Below are 24485 nucleotides of genomic sequence, written 5' to 3'. Positions count from 1 at the left end.
ATTCGCGCACGTGTCGCCCACTATGTGCTTATGTGGTTTCTCGTACGCGGAACGGTTCTCCCCAGGGTGCGGAGGCCGGGGCGGGCGGCACGGCAGGGTTTCCGGCGGGGTTCCGCACCACGCGAGTGCCACCGATGACCGAGACGCAGGGGCCCACCGACGCCGAAGCCGGGCCCGCCGCCGATGCCGCCGCCCCCACCCCCGACACCGACGCCGAAGCCACGTGTGCCGCCGACCTCGCGAACGGGGCCGCGTGTGACGCCGGCTCCGCCGGAGAGGTCGAGTGGTATCGGCAGCCGCTCCCCACGGACGCCGAGGCCGCCGCCGATCCGGCGCTCGCGCCCCCGCCGCTGACGCCCGAACAGGCCTTCGACGCCCTCTACTCGTACTGCGCCCCCACCCTCGTACAGCAGACGTATCTGCTCACCGGGAGCCTTCGGCAGGCCCGCGACGCGGTCGAGCGGGCCTTTCAGCAGGCTTGGCAGCGTTGGCCGGAGGTGGCCGTTGACCGGGACCCGGCCGGGTGGATGCGGGCGGTGGCCCACGACTGCGCCCTCTCGCCCTGGCACCGGCTGTGTCACCGCCTCCCCCTCCCCTTCCGCGGCCCGGAGCCGGGACCGGCACCCGCGTCCGCGCCACCGGATCCGACCCATCGCGCCCTGCTCACCGAACTCCAGAGACTGCGGCCCCCGTACCGGCGCGCTCTCGTCCTCTACGACGGTGTGGGCCTGGACCTGCCGGAAACGGCCGCCGAGACGGAGGCGAGCACCCCGGCGACGGCGGGACGTGTGCAGTACGCGCGAGCGGTCGTCACCGCCATCCTCCCGGAACCGGCACCGCACGAGGAGCTACATCGGCTGCTGAATGAGCTGGCGGCGGACGTCCGGCCCCGGCCCACGCGGCCGATCGTCCTGCGCACCAGGGCCGAGCTGCGGGCCAGGCGCTGGATCCACGCCGTCGTCGTCTTCGCCAGCGCCCTCCTCACCACCACCGCCCTGACCCTTCGCACGGCCCCCGACCACTACGAACCCCCGGTCCCCCCGGGCGCCCCCGTGAGCGGCGTCCCCCCGCAGGCGGTCCCCGGCCCCCTCTCCCACAAGCAGCTCAAGCTGCGGTCCAAGCTCAGAGCGGCGACGGCCGCGGGGCCCGAACGCCTGCACCCGGAGGCCAGGTGAGGCCGGCCGCGAGTCGGACGTGGACAACGCGACGGGCCCGTACCCCACGCAGGGGTACGGGCCCGCTCGACGTTCAGCCGGAGCGAGTGCTCAGCACTCGGCGTTCAGCCTTCAGCCTTCAGCCGCCGAGGATCTCGCGCGCCAGCTTCGCCGTCTCGGTCGGGGTCTTGCCGACCTTGACGCCGGCGGCCTCGAGGGCCTCCTTCTTCGCGGCGGCCGTACCGGAGGAACCGGAGACGATGGCGCCGGCGTGGCCCATGGTCTTGCCCTCGGGCGCGGTGAAGCCCGCGACGTAGCCGACGACCGGCTTCTTCACGTTCGCCTTGATGAAGTCGGCGGCACGCTCCTCGGCGTCGCCACCGATCTCACCGATCATCACGATGAGGTCGGTGTCGGGGTCGGCCTCGAACGCGGCGAGCGCGTCGATGTGCGTGGTGCCGATGACCGGGTCGCCACCGATGCCGACGGCCGACGAGAAGCCGATGTCACGGAGCTCGTACATCATCTGGTACGTCAGCGTGCCGGACTTCGAGACGAGACCGATGCGGCCCGGCTTGGTGATGTCACCGGGGATGATGCCGGCGTTCGACTGACCGGGGGTGATCAGACCGGGGCAGTTGGGACCGATGATGCGGGTCTTGTTGCCCTTCTCGACCGCGTACGCGTAGAACGCGGCGGAGTCGTGCACCGCGATGCCCTCGGTGATGACGACCGCGAGGGGGATCTCCGCGTCGATGGCCTCGACGACGGCGGCCTTGGCGAAGGCCGGCGGCACGAAGAGGACGGATACGTTCGCGCCCGTCTTCTCGATCGCCTCGGCGACGGTGCCGAAGACCGGGATCTCGGTGCCGTCGACGTCGACGGTCGTGCCCGCCTTGCGGGGGTTCACGCCACCGACGATGTTCGTGCCGTCGGCCAGCATGAGCTTGGTGTGCTTCATGCCCGTGGCACCGGTCATGCCCTGGACGATGACCTTGCTGTCCTTGTTGAGGAAGATAGCCATGGCTGTGTGTCCTCGTCCCTTACTTCGCAGCCGCGAGCTCGGCGGCCTTGTCGGCCGCGCCGTCCATGGTGTCCACTCGCTGGACCAGCGGGTGGTTGGCGTCGGAGAGGATCTTGCGACCCAGCTCGGCGTTGTTGCCGTCGAGACGGACGACGAGGGGCTTGGTGACTTCCTCGCCCTTGTCCTTCAGGAGCTGCAGCGCCTGCACGATGCCGTTGGCGACCTCGTCGCACGCGGTGATGCCGCCGAAGACGTTGACGAAGACGGACTTGACGTCCGGGTCGCCGAGGATGATCTCCAGGCCGTTCGCCATGACGGCGGCGGAGGCGCCACCGCCGATGTCGAGGAAGTTGGCGGGCTTGACGCCACCGTGGTTCTCACCGGCGTACGCGACGACGTCCAGGGTGCTCATGACGAGACCCGCGCCGTTGCCGATGATGCCGACCTCGCCGTCGAGCTTGACGTAGTTGAGGCCCTTCTCCTTGGCGGCGGCCTCCAGCGGGTTGGCCGACGCCTTGTCCTGGAGCTCCTCGTGCGAGGGCTGACGGAACTCGGCGTTCTCGTCCAGGGAGACCTTGCCGTCGAGGGCGATGACATCGCCGGAGGCGACCTTCGCCAGCGGGTTGACCTCGACGAGGAGCGCGTCCTCGGCGACGAAGGTCTTCCACAGGGTGACGAGGATGTCGGCGACCTTGTCGGCGACCTCGGCCGGGAACTTCGCGGCCTCGACGATCCGGCGGGCGACCTCGGGGGTCACACCCTCGTTGGCGTCGATCGGGGTCTTGGCGACGGCCTCGGGGCGGGTGGCCGCCACCTCCTCGATCTCCATGCCGCCCTCGACGGAGGCGATGGAGAGGAAGGTGCGGTTGGTGCGGTCGAGGAGGAAGGAGACGTAGTACTCCTCGACGATCTCCGGGGCGGTCTCGGCGATCATCACCTTGTGGACCGTGTGGCCCTTGATGTCCATGCCGAGAATGTCCGTCGAACGGGCGACGGCCTCGTCCGGGGTGGCGGCGAGCTTCACGCCGCCGGCCTTGCCTCGACCACCGACCTTCACCTGAGCCTTGACGACAGACTTGCCGCCCAGCCGCTCGGTGATCTCGCGCGCCGCCTCAGGCGTGTCGATGACTTCACCGGCCAGCACCGGTACACCGTGCTTGGCGAAGAGGTCCCTCGCCTGGTACTCGAACAGGTCCACGCGCTTCCGTCCCTATCAGTGATCGCGGTTCGTTGGATGCGTGGGCGTGCCGCGAAGGGCAACGTGACGTCCGCCGAGAGTCACAAGGGAGGCGCACACGGTGTCCGAGCGCGCGGCATGTCCGTCTCGCAGGTTATCGCTGCTACCGGGAGCCCTCTAAATCGCGCGTCACACCTGAGCGGTGATACCTGTCACATGATGTCGCACTCACTGGCACGGCGTGCCGGATGTGAGCCGCATGTGCGCCGGATTGCGGGGTCTCACCGGGCTGGGGTGCGCCCGGTGAGACCCCTTTCCGGGCCCTTCCTCGACTCGGGGAAGGGCCCGCGGCGGGTGATCGTCTCCCCAATGAGGACCACCCGCTCCTCTCCGTCGGCATCCACCCGAGCCCGACCGACGGCTTTCGGCCGTCCGGGTCTCCACCGACGGAGAGCAGCACTGGAGCAGCACTGGAGCAGCACTACGGGCCGGACGCGTTCACCCGGCCCTCCCGCGCACCGGCCGAGCGGGACGATGCGCGGGGCACGGTCACAGGCCGCGCGGGCCGCGCGGGATGTAGCCGGGCGCGGTCGCGTCGGCGAGGGTCTCGACGCCGGTGACGGCGTTGCCGGCGAGCGGCGTACCGGTCGCCCGGACGGTCCCGGTGACGTCCTCGGCGAACGGGGCGCCCTGCCCGACGACCGGGCCGGCCTCGCCCGCGACCCCGTGCGCGAAGGGGGTGAGGTCCTCCACCACGCCGTGCGTGAAGGGCGCCACGCCCTCGGTCACGCCGTACGCGAAGGGCGGCACGTCGTCCGTGACGCCGGACGCGAAGGGGGTGACGTCATGCGCGACGCCGTGGGCGAGGGGAGTGGCGTCGTGCACGACGCCGTACGCGACGGGAGTGACGTCATGCGCGACGCCGTACGCGAAGGGCGCGGCGTTGCCCGCCACACCGTCGGCCAGGCCGGTCGCGCCGCGGGCGACGTCGTCGGCCACGGGGCGGACGTAGCCGACGACCGTGTCCGCGACGGGCTGTACGGCGCCGACCGTGCCGTCCGCGAAACGCTGCGCGGCGTCGGCCGTGCCCTCGGCGAACGGATGCGCGGCACCGGCCGTGCCCTCGGCGAACGGGTACGCGGCATCGGCCGTGCCGTCCACGAGCGGCCTCGCCTCCTCCGCGACCAGCCGACCCGCGAACGGCGCCGCGTCCTCGGTGACCAGCCGCCCGGCGAAGACCGCGGCGCTGTCGATGACCTGCTCCTTCGCGAAGGTGCCCGCGTCGTGCGCGACCACCTGTTCCGCGAAGGGTGCGATCTGCTCCCCGGCCAGGCCCGTCGCCAGCGGACCCGCCCCGCCGACGACACCCTCCGCGAACGGCGTCACGTCCCCGGCGACCCCGTACGCCACCCCGCCCGCATCCCGGACCGCCTGCCCGGCGACGGGCAGCGCTCCGTCCACGGCGGTGCCCACGACCGGCGGAAGCACCGCGTCGGTCGTGCCGTCGACGGCGTACTCGGCGACACCGGACGCGTACGGCGGTACGTCGGCCACGACCTGTCCGGCGAGCGCGGACCCGTCACCCGTGATCCCGTGCCCGATCCCGTGGGCACCGGCCAGCGCCTGGTCGGCGAGTGCGCCGGTACCGGCGAGGGTTCCCCGCGCCACGGCGGTGGCGTGGGCGACCGTGCCGCGCGCCACGTTCGTGGTGTCGGCGACCGTCCCGTGCGCCACGGCGGCGGTGTGGGTGGTGGTTGTGCCGGTCAGCGCCGTGACGTCGCCGGCCGCGCGACCTGCCACCGGGGTCACACCGTCGACGGCGGTACCGACGACCGGGGGCGTGACGGCGGTGACCGTCTCGTCGACGACCGGGGCGACCGTGTGGGTGACGGTTGCGGGGAGGCCCTCGACGGTTCCGGTGGCGGTGCCACGGACACCCGCGACCGTGCCGACGGCCGTCGTGCGGATGTCCCCGACCCTGCCCGTGATGTGAGCCGGGACAGAGGAGACCGCGGACTGGGCGGCGTTCGTGGTCGTGGTGGCCTGCGACTGGGCCTGGCCGATCGGCGCCTTGAGGCGGGTCCGGGCGCCGTCGGCGGTGCCGTGGGCCGAGGTGCGGGCGGCGGCCGCCGTGCGGTCCGCGCCGGTGGTCACGGCGACCACCTTCTGCCGTGCCGTGCCACGGGCGACGTTGCCGGTGCTGCCGTGGAGCCGGGTCTGAGCGGCGGCGAGCGCCTGCTCCAGTTCGGGGGCGAAAGCGGCCAGCGGGCCGAATAGGTAGTCGATCTCGTCGCCGGGGTGGTGGAGGTCGGCGGCGGTCGCGCGGGCGGCGCCGACGCCTGACTCCGCGGTCGCGATGGTTGCCGCGACGCGGCCCGAAGCCTTGCCCACGGTGTGCGGGACCTCGCCGTCGACGTAGCGGCGCGCCTGGTCGGCGGCCCCGACGGGCGTGCCGGGCGCGCCTGCGGCGGTCCGCTCCGCGTGCGCGGAGATGTGGCCGGTGACGGCCCCCGCCTCGTCGTCGGCCTGGGCCTTCGCCCCGACCGTGGTGTCGGCGACCGTCCCGGTCACGCCGCTGACCTCGTCGGACGAGGTGACGTCCGAGACGCCGCCGGTGGCCCCGGTGAGGGCGCGGTCCACCGTGCCGGTGACCGTACCCAGGGTGTCCGCGACCGTGTCGTCGGCGTTGCTGTCGGCGGTGTCCGTGTCGGCGGTGTCCACGCTCACGTCGGGCACGGTGACCGTCGGCGTGTGCAGTTCGTCCGCGCCGGCGGCGGTGGAGCCGAGCGCCCACGCGCCGGTGACACCGGCGGCTATGACGATGGAGCGGCGGATGTTCTTGTTCATGCGTACGTCAGTTCCTTCGGGATTCCGAGTCGTGGGAACCGGGTGGGATCCGCGACCGGTGCCACCGCTTTCGTTGCGGTCCCGTGAGTGGGACCGGCGGCCGAGCACCCGGCGTCGTCGCCTCCGTCGCTGTGACGGGGCCGCGGTACCGGTTCCGAGGGGTTTCGTCCGGGCCTCCGCGAAAGGGAGGGACGTTCCGGACGGAGGGCGGAGCTGTCACGCCCCCGCTCGACGAGTGCGGCGGGGGAGGACGGCCTGCCCTACCCGGGGAACTCGGGGATGTCCCGGTGCCTGTCCCGGGTCCCGTCCGCGGCATCGGCCGCGGCGGCGCCGGGCGCGAGACTCAGCGGCGCCCGGTGAGGAGAAGTGACGGCGTGGGGCTCGGCGTGACGCGGCCCGCCGTTGTCGACCGCGGAGTGACCAGCGAGGGCGCGCGTGGGTACACCGCCGGGGGCCTGCGGCTCGACCGTCCGCCCGACACGCACGTCCCCGGCCCCCGCGTCACGGTGGGGCGCCGCCACGGCTGCCACGTCACCGTCCCCGGCGAACGGTCCGTGCACGACGCGAACCGGACCGACGTGCCGCTCACGGCCGCCGTCCACGGTTTGGCCGGCCTCGTCGGGCCGCACCCCGCCCGGCTCCCGAGGCGTCACCTCGACGGGCAACGTCTCCCCCGGCAACGCGGGCCACGAGGGCACGCCGGGCAACCGGGGCAGCTCAGGCAGGCCCGGCCAGTCGGGCGCGTCCGGCCACTCAGGAACCCCCGGCCATCCGGAGCCCTCGGACCACGACGGCATCTGAGCCTCGGGCGGGAACGACGCCGCGTCCCCCAACCCCCCGGCGACGGCCCCCACGACATCACCGACCGGCCGCAACACGTCACCAGTGACGGGCCGCAGGGTTTCGTCAACGACCGGATCCGGATGCACGACGTCCCGGCCGACCGGCCGCACGACGCGCTGCGCCACGGGCCGCACTGCAACTCGCTCGACCGGCCGCACCACTTCCCGCGCGACGGATCGCACCGCTTCCCGCATGACGGGCCGCACCGCATCCCGCTCGACGGGCCGCTCCGCATCCCGCTCGACGGAGCGCACCGCTTCCCGCGTGACCGGCCGCACCGCATCCCGTGTCGCCGGCTCGACGATCTGCCCGCCCGCCGACGTCACCACGTCATCGACCAAGCCGGTCGTCTCGACAGGCCCCGTGTCCCCAGGGCCCGTATCGAGGGCGCTCATGCCGACCTCGGCCGAAGCCGTCACCTCTTCCGCCGCGTTCGCCCGCCCCCCGCAGAGAATCCCGAGGACGAACAGCCCACCCACCACCAGCAACAGCCGCACCACACTGCGCCCGGTGGCTCCGCGCAACAGGCGCGGCGCGGCACCGGCACCGGGAAGTGCGGCTGCTGGAGTCAAGACGGGGAGGTTCCTCCCGTGCGGCGGTACTACGGAGTACGGGGTGGAGATGGGAACACCCGTGTGAAGGCTGTGAAGCGCTGTCGATCCTCGCACGGACCGCCCGCCGTCGCGCAAGCCCCACGTCACCGATGCACTGTCATGTCCCCTTTTCAACCTCCCCTGTCCGGTTCCTCGCCTAGGCGCTGTCCGGTATCGGCAACGGCCGCTTCTCGATCGCCGCCGCCATCACCTCCGGGAACAGATCGGGCGTACAGGCGAACGCCGGTGCGCCCAGGGCGGAGAGGGCCGCCGCGTGCTCCCGGTCGTACGCGGGCGCCCCCTCGTCGGAGAGCGCCAGCAGCGTCACGAACTGCACCCCCGACGCCTTCATCGCCGCCACCCGCTTCAGCATCTCGTTGCGGATCCCGCCCTCGTAGAGGTCGCTGATCAGCACGACCACCGTCTCCGCGGGCCGGGTGATCTGCGACTGGCAGTAGGCGAGCGCCCTGTTGATGTCCGTGCCGCCGCCGAGCTGGGTGCCGAAGAGAACGTCGACGGGGTCGTCGAGCTGGTCGGTGAGGTCGACGACCGCCGTGTCGAAGACGACGAGCCGGGTGCTGATGGACCGCATCGACGCGAGCACCGCCCCGAACACGGACGCGTAGACGACCGAGGCCGCCATCGACCCCGACTGGTCGATGCAGAGGACGACCTCCTTCTTCACCGACTGCGAGGCCCGCCCGTACCCGATGAGCCGCTCCGGCACGACCGTGCGGTACTCGGGCAGGTAGTTCTTCAGGTTGGCCGCGATCGTGCGGTTCCAGTCGATGTCGTGGTGGCGCGGCCGGCTGACACGGGCGCTGCGGTCGAGCGCACCGGTGAGGGTGGCCCGGGTGCGGGTCGTGAGCCGCTTCTCCAGGTCCTCGACGACCTTCCGCACGACGGCCCGCGCCGTCTCCTTCGTCGTCTCCGGCATGGCCTTGTTGAGGGAGAGCAGGGTCCCGACGAGGTGGACGTCGGCCTCCACCGCCTCGAGCATCTCCGGCTCCAGCAGCAGCGTGGACAGCCCGAGCCGGTCGATCGCGTCGCGCTGCATGACCTGGACCACGGAGGAGGGGAAGTACGTCCGGATGTCCCCGAGCCACCGCGCCACCGACGGCGCCGACGCCCCGAGCCCGGCCGAACGGTCCCTCCCCGTCTGCGGCTTGTCCCCCTTGCCGTACAGCGCTGTCAGCGCCTGGTCCATCGCCGCGTCCCGGCCGCCGAGCGCGCATCCGGTGCCGTCGGCCGAGTCCCCGCCGAGCACCAGCCGCCAGCGCCGCAACCGTTCGTCGGCCGCACCCCCACGCACGCCCTCCACGGCCACCTCCGTCCCCTTCACCGGTCCCTTCGCCCCCTCCACGGCCCCGATCACCGCGTCCGTGGTCCCCTTCACCTCGTCCGCGATGCTCTTCGTCCCGTCCGCGATCCCCTGCACCGTCATCCGCGCACCCCCGTACGAGGCCGGGCCCACAGCGGCATCACCGGCACCGTCGTCGTCGGCCGGTCATCCGACCGGGGCCCCGGCGCTTGGCCGTGACCGTCCCCGGCGGCCACGACTTCCGCGGCCCGCCTCGTCCGCCTCAGCCCGTCCCTCGTCATCCCGCCACCCCCGCAAGGTCGTTGTCGTCGATGCGGGCCCGGTCGTCGTCCAGGCCCAGCAGCAGCCGCACCACCGGCAGCACCGCGTCCGCGCGGCCATGGTCGAGGTCGGCCGCGAAGCCCGGTGCGCCGGCTCCGCCGGCGGCCACCGCGCTGCCCCGCCCGGGTCCGCGCCGGACCAGCTCGCCGAGCGTCCTGCGCACCCCCGGCTCGTACGCCGAGAACGTCCGCCGCAGCAGCGGCAGTACGTCCGTGAACGCGTCCCCCGGCACCCCGGTCAGCCAGGTGTCCACCAGCCCGAGGAGCCGTTCGTCGTGGACCAGCAGCATGCCGCCGCCCGAGCCGCCGCCGACGAACCCCTCGATCCATGCCGCCGCGTCGGCGGGCGCCGTGCCCGGTGACAGGACGAGCCCCATGAGCCGGGCCGCCTCGTCCTGCGCCAACTCCCCGTCGTCCAGCAGGAGCCGGACGGCCCGGCCCCGGATGACGCCCGGTGCGGTGTCCCGCCCGGAGAGCGTCCGCAGGACGGAGTGCCAGCGGACCCGCAGGTCACCGTGCCCGGCGCCGACGGCATCGCCCAGCAGCCCCACCGCTCCGTGCACGGCGTCCACATGGCCGCACATCTCCTGTGCCGCCTCCGCGTCGAGCGCGGCGCAGGCCGGCGGCAGTCCGACGAAGATCCGCTCGGCGAGCCCGGCGGCGACCTCGGTGAGCGCCCGGGTGTCGGTGGCGCGGACGTCGCCGTAGCGCAGGGACCGGACCAGGGCCGGGAGCGCCTGCGCGAGGTGGGCGACGTCGGCGTCGAGCGCGGCCCGGTCGGCGAGGACCCGCATCACCACGGGGAGCGCGTCGGTCAGTTCGGCCAGCAGGCAGTGCTCGGCGAGCGCGGTGATGTCGGCGAGCGACCGGGCGGAGACGGCGTCCGCCTCGGCCTTCGCGGTCGCCGCCGCGAGCACCGTGGTCCCCCACACCCCGGCCTCGGCGACCCGCACGGCGAGCTCCGGCTCCCAGCGCAGTCGCCAGGTCTCCCGGAACGTCCCCGTGCTGCTCCGTGACACGGTGGGCTCGCCCCAGGCGACGCCGAGCAGTCGCAGCCGGTGCAGGAGGCGGCTGCGCTCGGCGTCGTTCTCCTTGCGCAGGTCGAGTTCCAGTTCCCGTTCCAGCGCCTCCGGCTTGAGCCGCAGGCGCCGCTGGAGCTTTGCCAGGTCCCGCTGGAGCGGCACGGCCGGAGCCGCCTCGGGCACCTCCCCCAGCACATCCCCCACCACCAGCCGGTCGTGCACCAGGGACAGCGGCACGTCCGAGCCCTCGCACATCACGGCCCGTACGGCGTCGGTGGTCTCGGTGAGGCCCGGCAGGGGGCGCCCGCGCATCGCGGCGAGCGTCTCGGCCAGCCGCACCGCCTCGATGACATGCGCGGAGGACACGATGCGGTCCTCCTCGCGCAGCAGGCCGGCCACCTTGGTCAGCCATCGCTCCACGGGACGGTCGGGCGCGCCGAACAGGTGCCCGTACCAGCCCGGTGAGTCGATCCCCGCGCCGTAGCCGCTGGCCCGGGCCAGCCGCCGGTGCGTCCACGGCACCCAGGTCATGTCGGCCTTGACCTTGGCCAGCCCCTTGAGCAAGGCCCGGTCGGCGGCCATGGTCCGCTTCTCGCGCAGCGCGGGCACGTGCCAGGCCCCGCACACGACGGCCACCAGGTCGTCCCCGAACTCCTTCTGCGCGGCCCGCATCTGCAACCGCATGTACGCCTCGCGCACGGAGTCGCGGTCGTGCCCGCCGGTCACCTCCACCTCGCGGAGCGCACCCATGGCCTCCTCCAGCACGGTGAACGGCGCGAACGCGTCCCCACCGGTGCCCCGGTGCTCGACCACGTCCTCCCACCAGCGCTCCGGATCGTCGTAACCGGCGGCTTCCGCGAGCGCGGCCAGAGGGTCGACCCGAACCGTGTCCGCCGCTGACCCCCGGCCGTCGTCCCCGGCGTTCTCGTCGGCCGCCTCGCCGGCGTCTTCCCCGGTCCGCTCCCCTGCCGCGTCCGGGACGGTCTCCCCCTGCGCCTGCCCGGCCGGTTCCTCCGCCGCCGAGGTCGGTCCTTCCGGCTCGGCTGCCGCGGTGTTCTCCCGCCCCCAGGCCAGCGTGTGCGTCGCCGGGAGGTCGATGAAGCGGGCGGGGACCTCGTGCTCCAGGGACCAGCGGATGGCCACCCATTCGGGGGAGAACTCGGCGAGGGGCCAGAACGCGGAGCGGCCGGGCTCGTCGACCGCGTGGGCGAGGAGGGCGACCGGGGGCCGCATGTCCTCGTCGGCGGCGAGCGGGATGAGGGTGTCCGCCTCCGGTGGCCCCTCGATCAGCACGACCCGGGGCCGGGCCGCATCCAGCGCGGCCCGCACCGCCCGCGCCGAGCCGGGCCCGTGGTGCCGTACGCCGAGGAGCAGTGGTCCGGCGCCGGACGGCCGTGGGCTGTCCGGGCGCTCGTCCTGGGCCGTCACGCGCTCACCTCGCGGCAGGCGCGGTAGAAGTCGGTCCAGCCGTCGCGCTCGCGCACGACCGCCTCCAGGTACTCCTGCCAGATGACGCGGTCGGCGGCCGGGTCGCGGACGACGGCGCCGAGGATGCCCGCGGCCACGTCGGAGGGGCGCAGCACGCCGTCGCCGAAGTGGGCGGCGAGTGCGAGTCCGTTGGTGACGACGGAGATCGCCTCGGCGGTGGAGAGCGTGCCGCTGGGCGACTTCAGCTTCGTACGGCCGTCGGTGGTGACGCCGTCGCGCAGCTCGCGGAAGACGGTGACGACGCGGCGGATCTCGTCGATGCCGTCGGGCGCGGTCGGCAAATCGAGGGAGCGGCCGATCTGGTCGACGCGGCGCGAGACGATCTCGACCTCGGCGTCGGCGCTCTCCGGCAGCGGCAGCACGACGGTGTTGAAGCGGCGGCGGAGGGCGCTCGACAGGTCGTTGACCCCGCGGTCGCGGTCGTTCGCGGTGGCGATGAGGTTGAAGCCGCGCACGGCCTGTACTTCCTGCCCCAACTCCGGGATGGGCAGGGTCTTCTCGGACAGGATCGTGATCAGGGTGTCCTGGACGTCCGCCGGGATGCGGGTCAGTTCCTCGACGCGGGCGGTCATGCCCTCGGACATGGCGCGCATGACGGGGCTGGGCACGAGGGCGTCGCGGCTCGGGCCGTGGGCGAGGAGCTGCGCGTAGTTCCACCCGTAGCGGATGGCCTCCTCCGGGGTGCCGGCGGTGCCCTGCACGAGGAGGGTCGAGTCGCCGCTGACGGCCGCCGCGAGGTGCTCGGAGACCCAGGTCTTGGCGGTGCCGGGCACACCGAGCAGAAGCAGGGCGCGGTCGGTGGCGAGGGTGGTGACGGCGACCTCGACGATGCGGCGCGGGCCGACGTACTTCGGTGTGATCACCGTGCCGTCGGGGAGCGTCCCGCCGAGCAGATAGGTGGCGACCGCCCACGGCGACAGCTTCCAGCGGACCGGGCGGGGCCGGTCGTCCTGGGCCGCGAGCGCGGCGAGTTCTCCCGCGAAGGCGTGCTCGGCGTGCGGGCGCAGTTCCTCGCCGCCCGCGGGCGCGCCCGGCACGCGCGCATCCGTGTGCGCGTTCGCGGGCGCGGACTGGTCGTGGCTCGGGTCGACAGCGGTCGTTTCTACGGACGCAGGCATGGCTGAGTCCCCCTCCAGCTCGGCCGGTTCGGATCTGCTGACCACGATGCACCACGCCACTGACAATCCAGTCTGACCTGCGGAAATCCATTGGCGCAAGCCAATTGTCAGTGGTGGGATCTACCTTCGGAACATGACTCAGCAGGGGGTGCGCTGGACGGCTGAGCAGGTGCTGGCACTGGCACCTGACGCAGCCTCGCGCAAAGCCGGAAGCAAACTCGCCGCGGCCGGACCGTGGTCGCAGGCGGGCACTTCGGACGAGGGGACGGTGTGGGGACTGTGCAAAGGCAGTGGCAGCAAGCCGTATCAGACTGTGGTCGACGTCGCGGACTCATCCGGGCCCGCGTACAAGTGCAGTTGTCCGAGCCGCAAATTCCCGTGCAAGCACGCGCTGGGACTGCTGCTGCTCTGGGCGGGCGACGCCGGTGCGGTGCCGCCCGGGCAGGCGCCGGACTGGGCGGAGCAGTGGCTGGAAGGCCGCCGCAGGCGCGCAGCGGAGAGGACGACGAGGACGGGCGCGGCATCTGGGGCCACGTCCGCTGACCCCGAGGGCGCCCGGCGCCGGGCCGAGCGGCGCGCGGAGCGGATCACCGCGGGCGCGACCGAGCTCGAACAGCGCCTGACCGACCTGCTCCGTGGCGGCCTCGCCGCCGCGGAGCAGGCGGGGTACGGGCTGTGGGAGGAGACGGCCGCCCGCATGGTCGACGCGCAGGCACCCGGACTGGCCGCACGCGTCCGGGAGTTGGGGGCCATACCGGGATCGGGCGCGGGCTGGCCGGTCCGGCTCCTGGAGGAGTGCGCCCTCCTCCACCTTCTCGACCAGGGCTGGCTGCGCCGCGAGAGCCTCCCGGAAGGACTCGCGGCGACGGTCCGCTCCCGTGTCGGCCTGCCGGGCTCGGCGGACGGACCGCCGGTCCGTGACCGTTGGCTGGCCCTGGCCCAGTACGACACGTCCGACTCCCGCCTCACCACCCGCCGTATCTGGCTCCACGGCGCCGAGTCGGGCCGTACGGCGCTGCTGCTGTCGTACGGGGCCGCCGGCCGCGTGCCCGAGCTGTCGCTGCCGGTGGGCCTGGCGTTCGAGGCGGAGGTGGCGGCGTACCCGGGCGGCGGGCAGCTCCGAGCGGCCCTGGGGCAGCGGTTCACCGCGCCCGCGCCCGCGGACGTTCGGCCTCCCGGAATCACTCCGGCCGAGGCCGCGGCCCGTTACGGCGAGGCCCTGCGGGACGACCCATGGCTCGACTCGTACCCGGTCACGCTCGCCCGGGTGACACCCACGCCGGACGGCGACTCCTGGCAATTGGCGGACCCGGAGAGCGGCTTGGCCCTGCCCCTCACGCCGTCCGCCCGCTCACGCCCCGGCCTGTGGCGCCTCGTCGCCCTGTCCGGCGGCGCCCCCGTCACGGTCTTCGGCGAATGCGGCCACCGGGGCTTCACTCCGCTGACGGCATGGCCGGAGGACCCGACGGGACAGGCGGTGGCCCTGTGCTGAGAGAAGCCGACACCGCGCTCACCGGCACCGGCCCCGATTCAAGCGCTGGCACCGGCACTGGCAACAGCCGACCGACCGGCTCGGCCCACCCGGCCGTCCCCGTACGGAAGGAACCCTCATGACCAGCACGTCGACCGGACAGACGGGGCACGCCTGGGAGGAACTCGTCACGGCGGCGCTCCTCGGGACGGATCGCCGTACGCCTCCGGTGTCGGTGTCCGGCCGGGAGGCCCCCATGGCCCTGCTGGACGCGGCGGCGGTGGAGACCGTCCGGCGCAGGGCGGGGCTACGGCCCGTACGGGCGGCGGCGGGACTGCGGCCCGCCGCACCGGACGGACGGCCTCCGCTGCCGCCGGCCGCGGCTCGCCGCCTGGCGACGTTGCTGACGGACCGGCCCGGCACGGGCGGCGGCCGCCGGGGGACGGCGCCGGACCTGATGGAGCTGCTGCCCCAGTGGCTGGCGCTGGCCAACGCGCATGGGTACGCGGCTCCGCCGGAGAGCCTGCCCGCGCTGCTCGACGCGGCGCGCGGCCGTACCGATCTACGGACAGCCGCCCTGACTTTCGCGGGCACGCGCGCGTTGTGGCTGGCCCGGTTGAACACGGACTGGCGTTTCGCGTTGCGTGCCGCGCCGGGCGGCGGTTCGGCGCTGCCGGGCCCGGACGAGCCGGAGCGGGTGCGACGCCTGTGGGGGGAGGGCCTGTTCGCCGAGCGGGTGGCGCTCCTCACCGCCCTGCGCGCCCAGGACGCGTCCGCCGCACGGGAGTTGCTGGCCTCCACCTGGTCGACGGAACGGGCGGAGGACCGGCTGATGTTCCTCGACTCCCTCCGGACGGGACTGGAGGCGACGGACGAGCCGTTCCTGGAAGGGGCGTTGTCCGACCGCAGCCGCAACGTGCGTTCCACCGCAGCCGAGTTGCTGTCCGCGCTGCCCACCTCGGCGCTGGCGGGCCGGATGGCGCGGCGGGCGACGGCGTGCGTGGCCGTGGACTGTACGGGCGACACGCCCACGATCGTGGTCGAGGCGCCGCACGAGTGCGATCCGGGCATGGAACGCGACGGCGTCCAGCCGAAGGCTCCGGCCGGTCGGGGCGAACGGTCGTGGTGGCTGGGTCAGTTGGTGGAGGCGGCCCCGCTCGACGCCTGGTCGGCGCGGCTCGGCGGCCGTTCACCGGAGGAGGTGGTGGCTCTGCCGGTCGCGGACGACTGGCAGGCGGAGCTGCACGGCGCCTGGTGCCGGGCGGCGGTACGCCAGCGCGATCCGAGCTGGTCGAGGGCCCTGCTGGGGGCACCCGTCACGCCGGAAGCGGGCGGGCCGGGGGCGGTGTCGTTGGCCGAGCGGGCGAAACTGCTCGCCACTTTGGACGCCGACGAGCGGGCCGAGTGGGTCGCCGGGTTCATCGGGACGCACGGCCTGTCGGAGGCGTTCCAGCTGCTCGGAGTGTGCGACGTCCCGTGGGCTCCGCCTCTGGGCCGGGCCGTGGTGGACGCCCTCGACATCGCGCGCGACGCCGGCAGTTACCCCTGGAGCTTCAGCGGGGTGATGGGCCTGGCGGAGCGATGCCTGGACCCCGACGAGGCCGCCCGGCTCGAACCGCTCACCGCGGCCACGGAGGAACCGGAGGGCGCGGCGCCCGGCGCCGGGGGTTACTGGGCCGAGGCGTTCCAGCGCCTGGCGACGACGTTGCGGTTGCGCGCGACGATGAGAGCGGAGTTGGCTCCGCCGGGCATGGTCGGCGCCTCGTAGCTCGGGGCCGCGGGGTTCGTTGGCGGGTGCGGGTGGAATGGGGGTATCTCGCGCAGTTCCCCGCGCCCCTGAAAAGCGGGGGCCGCGCCCCACGCTTTTCCCCGCTGCTTTCCCCGCTACCGCAAAGCCGCCCCCATCCCCAGAGGGCCCTGATCCCGAGTGGGTCCTGGGGGCGGCAGACCCTGCGGGGCGGTTACGCGCCCGCCGGCTGTCGGACGTTCGCCCGGACCCAGTCCACGATCGACGCCGTCGTCGCCCCGGGCGTGAAGATCTCTGCGACACCCTTCTCCTTGAGGGGCGCGATGTCGGCCTCGGGGATGATGCCGCCGCCGAAGACGAGGATGTCCTCGGCGTCACGCTGCTTGAGGAGATCGATGACGGCCGCGAAGAGCGTGTTGTGGGCGCCCGAGAGGATGGACAGGCCGATCGCGTCGGCGTCCTCCTGGATCGCGGTGTCGACGATCTGCTCCGGTGTCTGGTGAAGGCCGGTGTAGATGACCTCCATACCGGCGTCGCGCAGCGCCCGCGCGATCACCTTGGCCCCACGATCGTGGCCGTCGAGTCCCGGCTTGGCCACCACCACGCGGATCGGACCGGCTGCCACACCCATCACTGCCTCCATGAAACGACTACACCCATCCGTAACAGAGCACGGCCGTCAGTACCGCACGTACCGCGAAAACCGCACATATCACTACCCGCCGCACCGGGCATGTCCGCATGCCATCCGTTCCGCAGAACAGCTATCCGCACCACATACCGGGGAAGTGAACGAACGTTATCCCCAGCATCCCGCAACCGGCCGTTTCGCGGTGGAGACCGAGGGGGAAATCACACGATGGGACACGTTCGCCGCGCACCGTTCCCGGTTCTCGCGGCTCACGCGTCGCGGGGATCGAGGTGCCACGGCAGCCGTGCCGGGCACCTCAGCCCCCGTGCCGCGCGCGCCACGAACGGGAGCGGGCGCACAGGAAGGCCGTCAGCAAGGTGCCGCACCACCCTCGCCGTTCACGGGAGCCACGGCGACGGAGGATCGACACCGGCGGACGGTGGACGGCAGGACAGCGGGGGCCAGAAGGAGAATCGACGGCTTCCCGTAGCGTCACCGACGCCTCAGGCGTCGCTGGCGCACCACGCGTTGCAGGGATCGGAGGCATCCGGACACCCCGGATGTGCGCGGACGCACCAGGCGCCGCAGATGATCAGGATTCGCGTCCACGCCGCCCGCCGACCGCGCCGCGGGCCTTCCACTAGGGCATACGGGGGGCGCCGGCCGTCCGACCGTCTGCCGACGGGAGGGTCGGGCATTGAAGGTCACCAGGGCGGCAGCGCCCCTTCTTCCGCTCTGCGAGCGACTCCTGCCCCCACGACTGGCCGGCCTCTCGGTCGCCCTCCTCAAAGCGACCGCCCTGGAACTGGCGATCCTCGCCGGACACCTGCTGCTCTACCCGTCCGGGATCATCCAGGAGCGCCGGACCACACCCGCGCCCCCTTCGGCGGACGCGCCCCGCCTGCCGACGGAGGACAAGCCTCCGGTCGTACTCCTGCACGGATTCATCGACAACCGCTCCGTGTTCGTCCTGCTGCGCCGCGCCCTCGCCCAGGACGGCGGCCGGCACCTGGAGTCCCTCAACTACTCGCCTCTGACCTTCGACATCCGTACCGCCGCAGAGTTGCTCGGCCGACACATCGAGGACATCTGCGAGCGCACGGGCCGGGAGCGGGTCGACGTCGTCGGGCACAGCCTGGGCGGGCTGATCGCGCGGTACTACGTGCAGCGGCTCGGCGGCGACCACCGCATACGCACGCTCGTCACCCTCGGCACCCCGCACGGCGGCACCCAGGTCGCACCCCTCGCGAACGCGCACCCGATCGTCCGGCAGATGCGGCCGGGATCGGACGTACTGGAGGAGTTGCGTCTGCCGGCGCCGGGCTGCCGTACGCATTTCGTGGCGTTCTGGAGCGATTTCGACCATGTGATGGTTCCGGTGGAGACCGCTTGTGTCGACCACCCCGACCTCATGGTGCGCAACGTCCAGGTCACCGGCATCGGTCACCTCGCCCTGCCCGTACACCCCACCGTCGCCCACGAGATCCGCCAGGCGCTGGACGCGGCCCCGACGGCAACCCGCCCCGCCGCCCAGCCGGGCGGCCTGACTGTGGCGTGACAACACGGGACACATCGGCGTAAACCCGGCACACTTCCGCACGCCCCCGCCGTGCGCCGGACCCACGACACCCTTCCGCTCAGTATCCGCGCGCCCCACGGACGACCCACCCGCGCATCGAGGAGCGCCCGAAACCCCGAAACTCGGCCGCCCCACAGGGCCCCGCACAGCCGCCGACTATCGAACAAGCTTCGAACGCAAAGCCAAACTCGTACCCACAGATCGCCGAAAGACGCTCGAATGCCCGTTTCCTACGACCGCGAAACCCGTTGAAGATTGTCGCGCGCGCATACCGCCGGGTACAGTCACCGCACTGCTCTGCCAGCCCCTGTCGTCGAGGCGAAAGAGAAGTTGGTGAACGATCGTCACCCGTCGGGGACCGCAACATCCCCGGCTCCGGCCTCCGATGCCGACCCGGCGCACTACGCGTCGTACGGCCACCAAGGAGCCGGTTACGGCGACTTCACCACCTACGGCGATTACTCCGCCACTGGTTTTGACTCCGGCACGGGTGCCCAGGCGAACGCCACCGGAACCTTCGAGACCGACCCTCTTTTCGGTGACCTTCCCGGCAATGACGAGGGCACCGGCTCCTACGACGCCTCCCAGTGGTCCACGGGCAGCCACCAGACGCTGAACTACGACCCGTATGCCGCGCAGCACCAGGCCGCGTACGACACGGGCAACTACGACTCGACGTCCTGGTCCGCCGGTTACGTGCATCTCGCCCAGGTCCCGGGCCAGTCGCAGGGCCCGGACGCCAGCGGCCAGTGGGACGCGAGCGGCTGGCTGCAGGCCGAACAGCTCGGCCAGAACGATCAGTTGGACGCCGACCAGACCCAGCAATGGGTCGGGGTGCAGCACTTCGCGACGGGCGTGTTCGACGCCACGCAGTGGAACACCGACGGCGCGCAGGCCGCCGACGAGCACGACGGCGGCGCCGCCGAGTCGTACGACCACGGCGACAGTGCCCCCGAGGTGCCCGAAGCGCACGAGCACCCCTCCCCGGAGGCCGTGGAGTTCGCCCAGCAGGCGACCGCCACCTTCGAGCACCTCGCCCCGTACGACGACGATCAAGCCCTCTCCGATGACGGCGAGTTCGAGCACGGCCGGGCCGCGCTCCTCGACGACCAGGAGGAGGCCGCCCCGACCGCCGCGGCGAGCCCGGGCCGGGCGGCCACTCGCGCGGCCTCGCGGTCACGTCGTCGCGCTCCGGCCAAACGTTCCGCCCTGCTGACGGTGGCCGTGCCCTCGGCATGCGTCATGGGTGTCGCCGGTATCGCGGCGGCCTCGGTCGGCATCGGTGGAGGCGAGACGGAGACGACGGCGGCCACCAAGTCGGACGCCACCGCCGTGAAGCCGTCCGCCGCCAACAACCAGCTCGACACCCAGCTGGAGAGCCTGTCCGCCGAGGCGGACGACTTCGCCGACCGGGCGAGCCGTACGCAGGAGCGCATCGACCTGAAGGCCCAGCAGGAGCTGGAGCAGAAGAAGGCGGCGGCCGAGGCGGCCCGCAAGGAGCGGCTGCGGCCGAAGTTCGCGCTGCCCGTCGCCAAGCACGGGCTCAGCGCGTACTACGGGCAGTCCGGCGTCAACTGGATGTCGCTGCACACCGGTATCGACTTCCCCGTCTCATACGGCACGCCGGTGATGGCCGCGACCGACGGCACCGTGCGCACGCAGTGGAACCCGGCCTACGGCAACATGGTCATCGTGACCGCCAAGGACGGCACCGAGACCTGGTACTGCCACCTCTCCACGTACAAGGTCGCCTCCGGTGCGACGGTCAAGGCCGGCGATGTCATCGCCTACTCGGGCAACTCGGGCAACTCGACCGGCCCGCACCTGCACTTCGAGGTCCACCCCGCGGGCGGCTCGGCCATAGACCCCCTGCCGTGGCTGCGCAGCCACGGACTGGACCCGACGTAACCGTCACCGACCGGCACCAACACGACAACCGGGCCCCTGCTGAGCAGGGGCCCGAGTCATGTCACCGGAGGCGGAGGCTCGTCACCGAGCCTCGGGTCGCTACAGCTTCTCCACCGGCGCGTACCGCAGCAGCAGCCGCTTCGGCTTGGCGTCACCGAAGTCGATCGTCGCCTCCCCGTTGGCCCCCGTGCCCTTGACCGCGATGACCGTGCCGAGGCCGAACTGGTCGTGGGTGACGCGGTCGCCGACGGCGAGGGAGACCACCGGCTTCTCGTTGGTGCGACGGGTGGCGAAGCCGGACGCGCCCGAGGCGGAGGAACGGGAGCGCGACGACGACAACGACGACGCGATCCCGCCGACCGGCCCCGAGGACATCGGCGCGGAGCCGCCCTTGCGCTTCCACTCCAGGTAGCTCGCCGGGATCTCCTCCAGGAAGCGGGACGGCGGGTTGTACGACGGCTGCCCCCAGGCGCTGCGCATCGACGACCGGGTGAGATAGAGCCGCTCCCGCGCGCGGGTGATGCCGACGTAGGCGAGGCGGCGCTCCTCCTCCAGCTCCTTGGTCTGGCCCAGGGCACGCATGTGCGGGAAGACCCCGTCCTCCATGCCCGTCAGGAAGACGACGGGGAACTCCAGGCCCTTGGCGGTGTGGAGGGTCATGAGCGTGATGACGCCCGAGCCGTCCTCGTCCTCGTCGGGGATCTGGTCGGAGTCGGCGACCAGGGCGACCCGCTCCAGGAACTCGGCGAGACTGGCCGGGGTCGCGCCCTCGCCTTCCGCCGCGCCGGCCTCCTGCTCGAACTCCAGGGCCACGGCCGCGAGTTCCTGGAGGTTCTCGATGCGGGTCTCGTCCTGCGGGTCGGTGGACGCCTGCAACTCGGCCAGATAGCCCGTGCGCTCGAGGACCGCCTCCAGGACGGTCGCGGGACCTGCGCCGGACTCGACGACGGTCCGCAGGTCCTCCATCAGCGTGTTGAACCGCTTGACCGCGTTCGTCGACCGGGCGGCCATGCCGTATGCCTCGTCGACGCGCTTCAGCGCCTGCGGGAAGCTGATCTTCTCGCGCTGGGAGAGGGCGTCGATCATCGCCTCGGCACGGTCACCGATGCCCCGCTTGGGGACGTTCAGGATGCGGCGCAGCGGGACCGAGTCCTCCGGGTTGGCGAGAACACGCAGGTAGGCCAGGACGTCCCGGACCTCCTTGCGCTCGTAGAAGCGGACGCCGCCGACGACCTTGTAGGGCAGGCCGACGCGGATGAAGACTTCTTCGAACACACGGGACTGGGCGTTGGTCCGGTAGAAGACGGCGACGTCCCCGGCCTTCGCGTGGCCCGCGTCCGTGAGGCGGTCTATCTCGTCGGCGACGAACTGGGCCTCGTCGTGCTCGGTGTCGGCGACGTACCCGGTGATCTGCGCGCCGGCGCCCGCGTTGGTCCACAGGTTCTTGGGGCGGCGGGACTCGTTGCGCTCGATGACGGCGTTGGCGGCGGAGAGGATCGTCTGCGTCGAGCGGTAGTTCTGTTCGAGCAGGATCGTCGTCGCGTTCGGGTAGTCCTCCTCGAATTGGAGGATGTTGCGGATCGTCGCGCCGCGGAAGGCGTAGATCGACTGGTCGGCGTCACCGACGACGCACAGCTCGGCGGGCTGGATGTCGTACTCGCTGGGGGGCACGTCGACGGGGTGCTCGGAGGTGCCGACCAGCTCCCTGACCAGGGCGTACTGGGCGTGGTTGGTGTCCTGGTACTCGTCGACGAGGACGTGACGGAAACGACGGCGGTAGTGCTCGGCGACATCCGGGAAGGCGCGCAGCAGATTGACCGTCGTCATGATCAGGTCGTCGAAGTCGAGCGCGTTCGCCTCGCGGAGGCGGGACTGGTAGAGCGCGTAGGCCTGCGCGAGGGTCTTCTCGAAGCCGTCGGTGGCCTGGGCGGCGAAGTCCTCCTCGTCGATCAGCTCGTTCTTCAGGTTGCTGATCTTGGCGCTGAAGGACTTGGGCGGGAAGCGCTTGGGGTCGAGGTCCAGATCACGGCAGACCAGGGCCATCAGGCGCTTGCTGTCGGCGGCGTCGTAGATCGAGAAGGATGAGGTGAAGCCCAGCTTCTTGCTCTCGCGGCGCAGGATGCGGACGCAGGCGCTGTGGAAGGTCATGACCCACATCGCGTTCGCCCGCGGCCCGACGAGCTGCTCGACACGCTCCTTCATCTCACCCGCGGCCTTGTTGGTGAAGGTGATCGCGAGGATCTGGCCCGGATGGACGTTCCGCTCGCCGAGCAGGTGGGCGATGCGGTGGGTGAGCACGCGGGTCTTGCCTGAGCCGGCGCCGGCCACGATGAGCAGGGGGGAGCCGGCGTGCACGACGGCCGCGCGCTGGTTCTCGTTCAGCCCGTCCAGGAGGGCGGCCGCGTCGATCGCGGGGCGTGGGGCGCCGTCGCGGTAGTAGGCGTCCCGGTCCGGCGGCACGTCGAACTTCCCGCCGAACAGATCGTCCGGAATCGACTCCGGCACATGATCGTCCTCGGGCGGCGGCGGGGGCTCCTCGTCACGGCCGCGGGGGGCCTGGAGGTCCGCCAGGAAGCTGTCGTCAAAGAGGCTGCTCATCGCTCTCCGAGTCTAGGCGCCCCCACTGACAGCGAGGGGCCGCCCCGGGAAGTCCGTGGGCACGCTCCGGGCCGCGCCCCGTGGAGCCGTGGGCCATCGGTCGCACGCACCCCATCACGGTGAGCGACCGAACGTAGCACCTATCGTGTCCGCGAGGCCAAGGTCACGAAAACGTATCGGGCATATCGAACATCAACCTTCACACGGACCACACCAGTTGGCTAGCGTCTTGGGTCAGGCCGTACGACCCAACCGGCGAACGTCGCCGGGCCGCACGGCCTCCGCCGAGTCCGGTGCGCCCCTCCACGGCAGCCGGAGCCGGGGACCCACCGACCTCTGGGGTGAATCGACCCGACCGCCGTACGCGGCGAGGGCCGTAGGGCAAACCTTCCGAAAGCTTGCGCCCGAACCCGACAGCTAACTCGGTAGGCGGACTACGGAAGGAGTCGCCGAACCATGGCGCCGCACCGCAAGCCGCGTCCGGCCGGCCGGACGCGCGCGGGCATCCGCACCCCCGCTCTCGCCACCGCCGCCCTCACCTCCGTGGCCCTGCTCTCCCAGACGGCCACCGCCGCCCCTTCGACCGACGACAAGCCGAGTCTGGAGGAGATCGAGAAGAAGGTAGGCGATCTCTACCGCCAGGCGGAGACGGCGACCGAGAAGTACAACGCGGTCAAGGAGAAGACCGCAAAGCAGAAGAAACAGGTCGACAACCTCCTCGACGACGTCGCGAAGCGGACGGAAAAGCTCAACGAAGCGCGCGGCGAACTGGGTTCGTACGCGGCCGCCCAGTACCGGACGGGCGCGGCCGCCCCCGACACGGCGGCCCTGCTCCTGGCGGACGACCCGCAGGAGTACTTCGCCCAGAACCAGTTGATGGACCGGCTGACGGACCGCCAGCAGGAGTCCGTCGACGAGTACGTCGCGCAGCAGGCGGAGACCTCGCAGCGGCGCCAGGAGGCGTCCGAGGGCCTGGAACAGCTCACCGAGTCGCAGAACGCCCTCAAGTCCAGCAAGGCCAAGGTCCAGGCGAAGCTCGCCGCGGCCCGCGAACTGCTCTCCCAGCTCACCGCCGAGGAGAAGGCCAGGCTCGCGGACATCGAGCAGCGGAAGCAGGAGGAGGCCGACCGCAAGGCGGAGGAGCTGGCGCGGCAGCAGGCGGCGGCCGAGTCACGGGCCGAGTCACCCCAGGAGACGCAGGAGGCCCCTCAGGACACCTCCGCCTCAACCTCCCCGTCCACATCCACCCGGACCACGACGACGGTCGAGGACTCGACCTACGCCACGAAGGCCGCCAAGGCCCTCGCCTTCGCCCGTGCGCAGATCGGCAAGCCGTACGTCTGGGGCGCCACCGGTCCCGGCTCCTACGACTGCTCCGGCCTCACCCAGGCCGCCTGGAAGGCCGCCGGCGTCGACCTCCCCCGCACCACCTACGACCAGGTCAACGCCGGTACGACCGTCTCACTCCCCGCCGCCCGTCCCGGAGACCTGATCTTCTTCTACGACAACATCGGCCACGTCGGCCTCTACATCGGCAACGGCATGATGATCCACGCCCCGAAGCCGGGCACCTACGTCCGCGAGGAGTCGATCTTCTACGACGGCGAGTCCTCCATCCACAGCGTGGTGCGGCCGGCGTAACCG

The 24485-nt window shown here is 72.3% G+C and carries 15 protein-coding genes and 1 riboswitch; of the genes, 6 read left to right on the top strand and 9 right to left on the bottom strand.

Going from position 1 to position 24485, the window contains the following annotated elements; all coding sequences use genetic code 11:
* The first annotated feature begins 134 nt into the window (after nucleotides 1–134).
* Complete coding sequence (locus ACZ4Z3_RS09030) at nucleotides 135–1175, top strand: RNA polymerase sigma factor (protein ID WP_468500359.1); 1041 nt, start codon at nucleotides 135–137, stop codon at nucleotides 1173–1175.
* Between the two features lie 118 nt (nucleotides 1176–1293).
* Here ACZ4Z3_RS09030 and sucD read toward each other — a convergent pair whose 3' ends face one another.
* From sucD to ACZ4Z3_RS08995, 7 genes are all read right to left on the bottom strand, one after another.
* Complete coding sequence (gene sucD, locus ACZ4Z3_RS09025) at nucleotides 1294–2178, bottom strand: succinate--CoA ligase subunit alpha (RefSeq protein ID WP_055523184.1); 885 nt, start codon at nucleotides 2176–2178, stop codon at nucleotides 1294–1296.
* A gap of 19 nt (nucleotides 2179–2197) precedes the next feature.
* Complete coding sequence (sucC, locus tag ACZ4Z3_RS09020; RefSeq protein WP_468500358.1) at nucleotides 2198–3376, bottom strand: ADP-forming succinate--CoA ligase subunit beta; 1179 nt, start codon at nucleotides 3374–3376, stop codon at nucleotides 2198–2200.
* Between the two features lie 528 nt (nucleotides 3377–3904).
* The gene (locus tag ACZ4Z3_RS09015; RefSeq protein ID WP_468500357.1) at nucleotides 3905–6202 is read right to left on the bottom strand and encodes a hypothetical protein; all 2298 of its coding nucleotides are present in this window, start codon (nucleotides 6200–6202) and stop codon (nucleotides 3905–3907) included.
* A 260-nt stretch (nucleotides 6203–6462) separates the two neighbouring features.
* Nucleotides 6463–7617 carry a hypothetical protein gene (locus tag ACZ4Z3_RS09010; protein ID WP_468500356.1) on the bottom strand — a complete coding sequence of 385 codons (1155 nt, stop codon included), beginning with the start codon at nucleotides 7615–7617 and terminating at the stop codon, nucleotides 6463–6465.
* A 178-nt stretch (nucleotides 7618–7795) separates the two neighbouring features.
* Nucleotides 7796–9010 (bottom strand): vWA domain-containing protein, encoded by a 1215-nt coding sequence (locus tag ACZ4Z3_RS09005; protein WP_468500817.1) that lies wholly within the window; start codon nucleotides 9008–9010, stop codon nucleotides 7796–7798.
* A gap of 226 nt (nucleotides 9011–9236) precedes the next feature.
* The gene (locus ACZ4Z3_RS09000; RefSeq protein WP_468500355.1) at nucleotides 9237–11729 is read right to left on the bottom strand and encodes a DUF5682 family protein; all 2493 of its coding nucleotides are present in this window, start codon (nucleotides 11727–11729) and stop codon (nucleotides 9237–9239) included.
* Entirely contained in the window at nucleotides 11726–12907 is a 1182-nt protein-coding gene (locus ACZ4Z3_RS08995; RefSeq protein ID WP_468500354.1) for an ATP-binding protein, read from the bottom strand. The genes ACZ4Z3_RS09000 and ACZ4Z3_RS08995 overlap by 4 nt, the downstream gene beginning before the upstream one ends.
* Nucleotides 12908–13040: 133 nt before the next feature.
* On the opposite strand from ACZ4Z3_RS08995, the gene ACZ4Z3_RS08990 reads away from it, so the two are divergent.
* Both ACZ4Z3_RS08990 and ACZ4Z3_RS08985 read left to right on the top strand, forming a co-directional pair.
* Nucleotides 13041–14399, top strand: coding sequence for an SWIM zinc finger family protein (locus ACZ4Z3_RS08990; protein ID WP_468500353.1), 1359 nt, complete (start codon nucleotides 13041–13043; stop codon nucleotides 14397–14399).
* 118 nt (nucleotides 14400–14517) lie between these two features.
* A complete protein-coding gene (locus tag ACZ4Z3_RS08985; RefSeq protein WP_468500352.1) occupies nucleotides 14518–16146 on the top strand; it encodes a DUF5691 domain-containing protein in 1629 nt (542 codons plus the stop codon).
* A gap of 193 nt (nucleotides 16147–16339) precedes the next feature.
* Here the strand turns inward: ACZ4Z3_RS08985 and ACZ4Z3_RS08980 are convergent, their stop codons facing one another.
* Entirely contained in the window at nucleotides 16340–16756 is a 417-nt protein-coding gene (locus ACZ4Z3_RS08980) for a cobalamin B12-binding domain-containing protein (RefSeq protein WP_055517099.1), read from the bottom strand.
* A gap of 697 nt (nucleotides 16757–17453) precedes the next feature.
* On the opposite strand from ACZ4Z3_RS08980, the gene ACZ4Z3_RS08975 reads away from it, so the two are divergent.
* Together ACZ4Z3_RS08975 and ACZ4Z3_RS08970 are read left to right on the top strand one after the other, a co-directional pair.
* Complete coding sequence (locus tag ACZ4Z3_RS08975; protein ID WP_468500351.1) at nucleotides 17454–18314, top strand: lipase family alpha/beta hydrolase; 861 nt, start codon at nucleotides 17454–17456, stop codon at nucleotides 18312–18314.
* 354 nt (nucleotides 18315–18668) lie between these two features.
* Complete coding sequence (locus ACZ4Z3_RS08970; RefSeq protein WP_468500350.1) at nucleotides 18669–20243, top strand: M23 family metallopeptidase; 1575 nt, start codon at nucleotides 18669–18671, stop codon at nucleotides 20241–20243.
* A gap of 99 nt (nucleotides 20244–20342) precedes the next feature.
* Here ACZ4Z3_RS08970 and pcrA read toward each other — a convergent pair whose 3' ends face one another.
* Nucleotides 20343–22841, bottom strand: a complete 2499-nt coding sequence (pcrA, locus tag ACZ4Z3_RS08965) for a DNA helicase PcrA (RefSeq protein WP_468500349.1) — start codon at nucleotides 22839–22841, stop codon at nucleotides 20343–20345.
* 272 nt (nucleotides 22842–23113) lie between these two features.
* Nucleotides 23114–23288, top strand: a riboswitch (cyclic di-AMP (ydaO/yuaA leader).
* 9 nt (nucleotides 23289–23297) lie between these two features.
* On the opposite strand from pcrA, the gene ACZ4Z3_RS08960 reads away from it, so the two are divergent.
* Nucleotides 23298–24482, top strand: coding sequence for a C40 family peptidase (locus ACZ4Z3_RS08960; RefSeq protein ID WP_468500348.1), 1185 nt, complete (start codon nucleotides 23298–23300; stop codon nucleotides 24480–24482).
* Nucleotides 24483–24485: the final 3 nt, after the last annotated feature.

The organism is Streptomyces sp. NPDC030296 (genome assembly GCF_055572815.1).
Note: the sequence above shows the minus strand (reverse complement) of the source record. Positions and strands in the feature narration are given on the sequence as shown.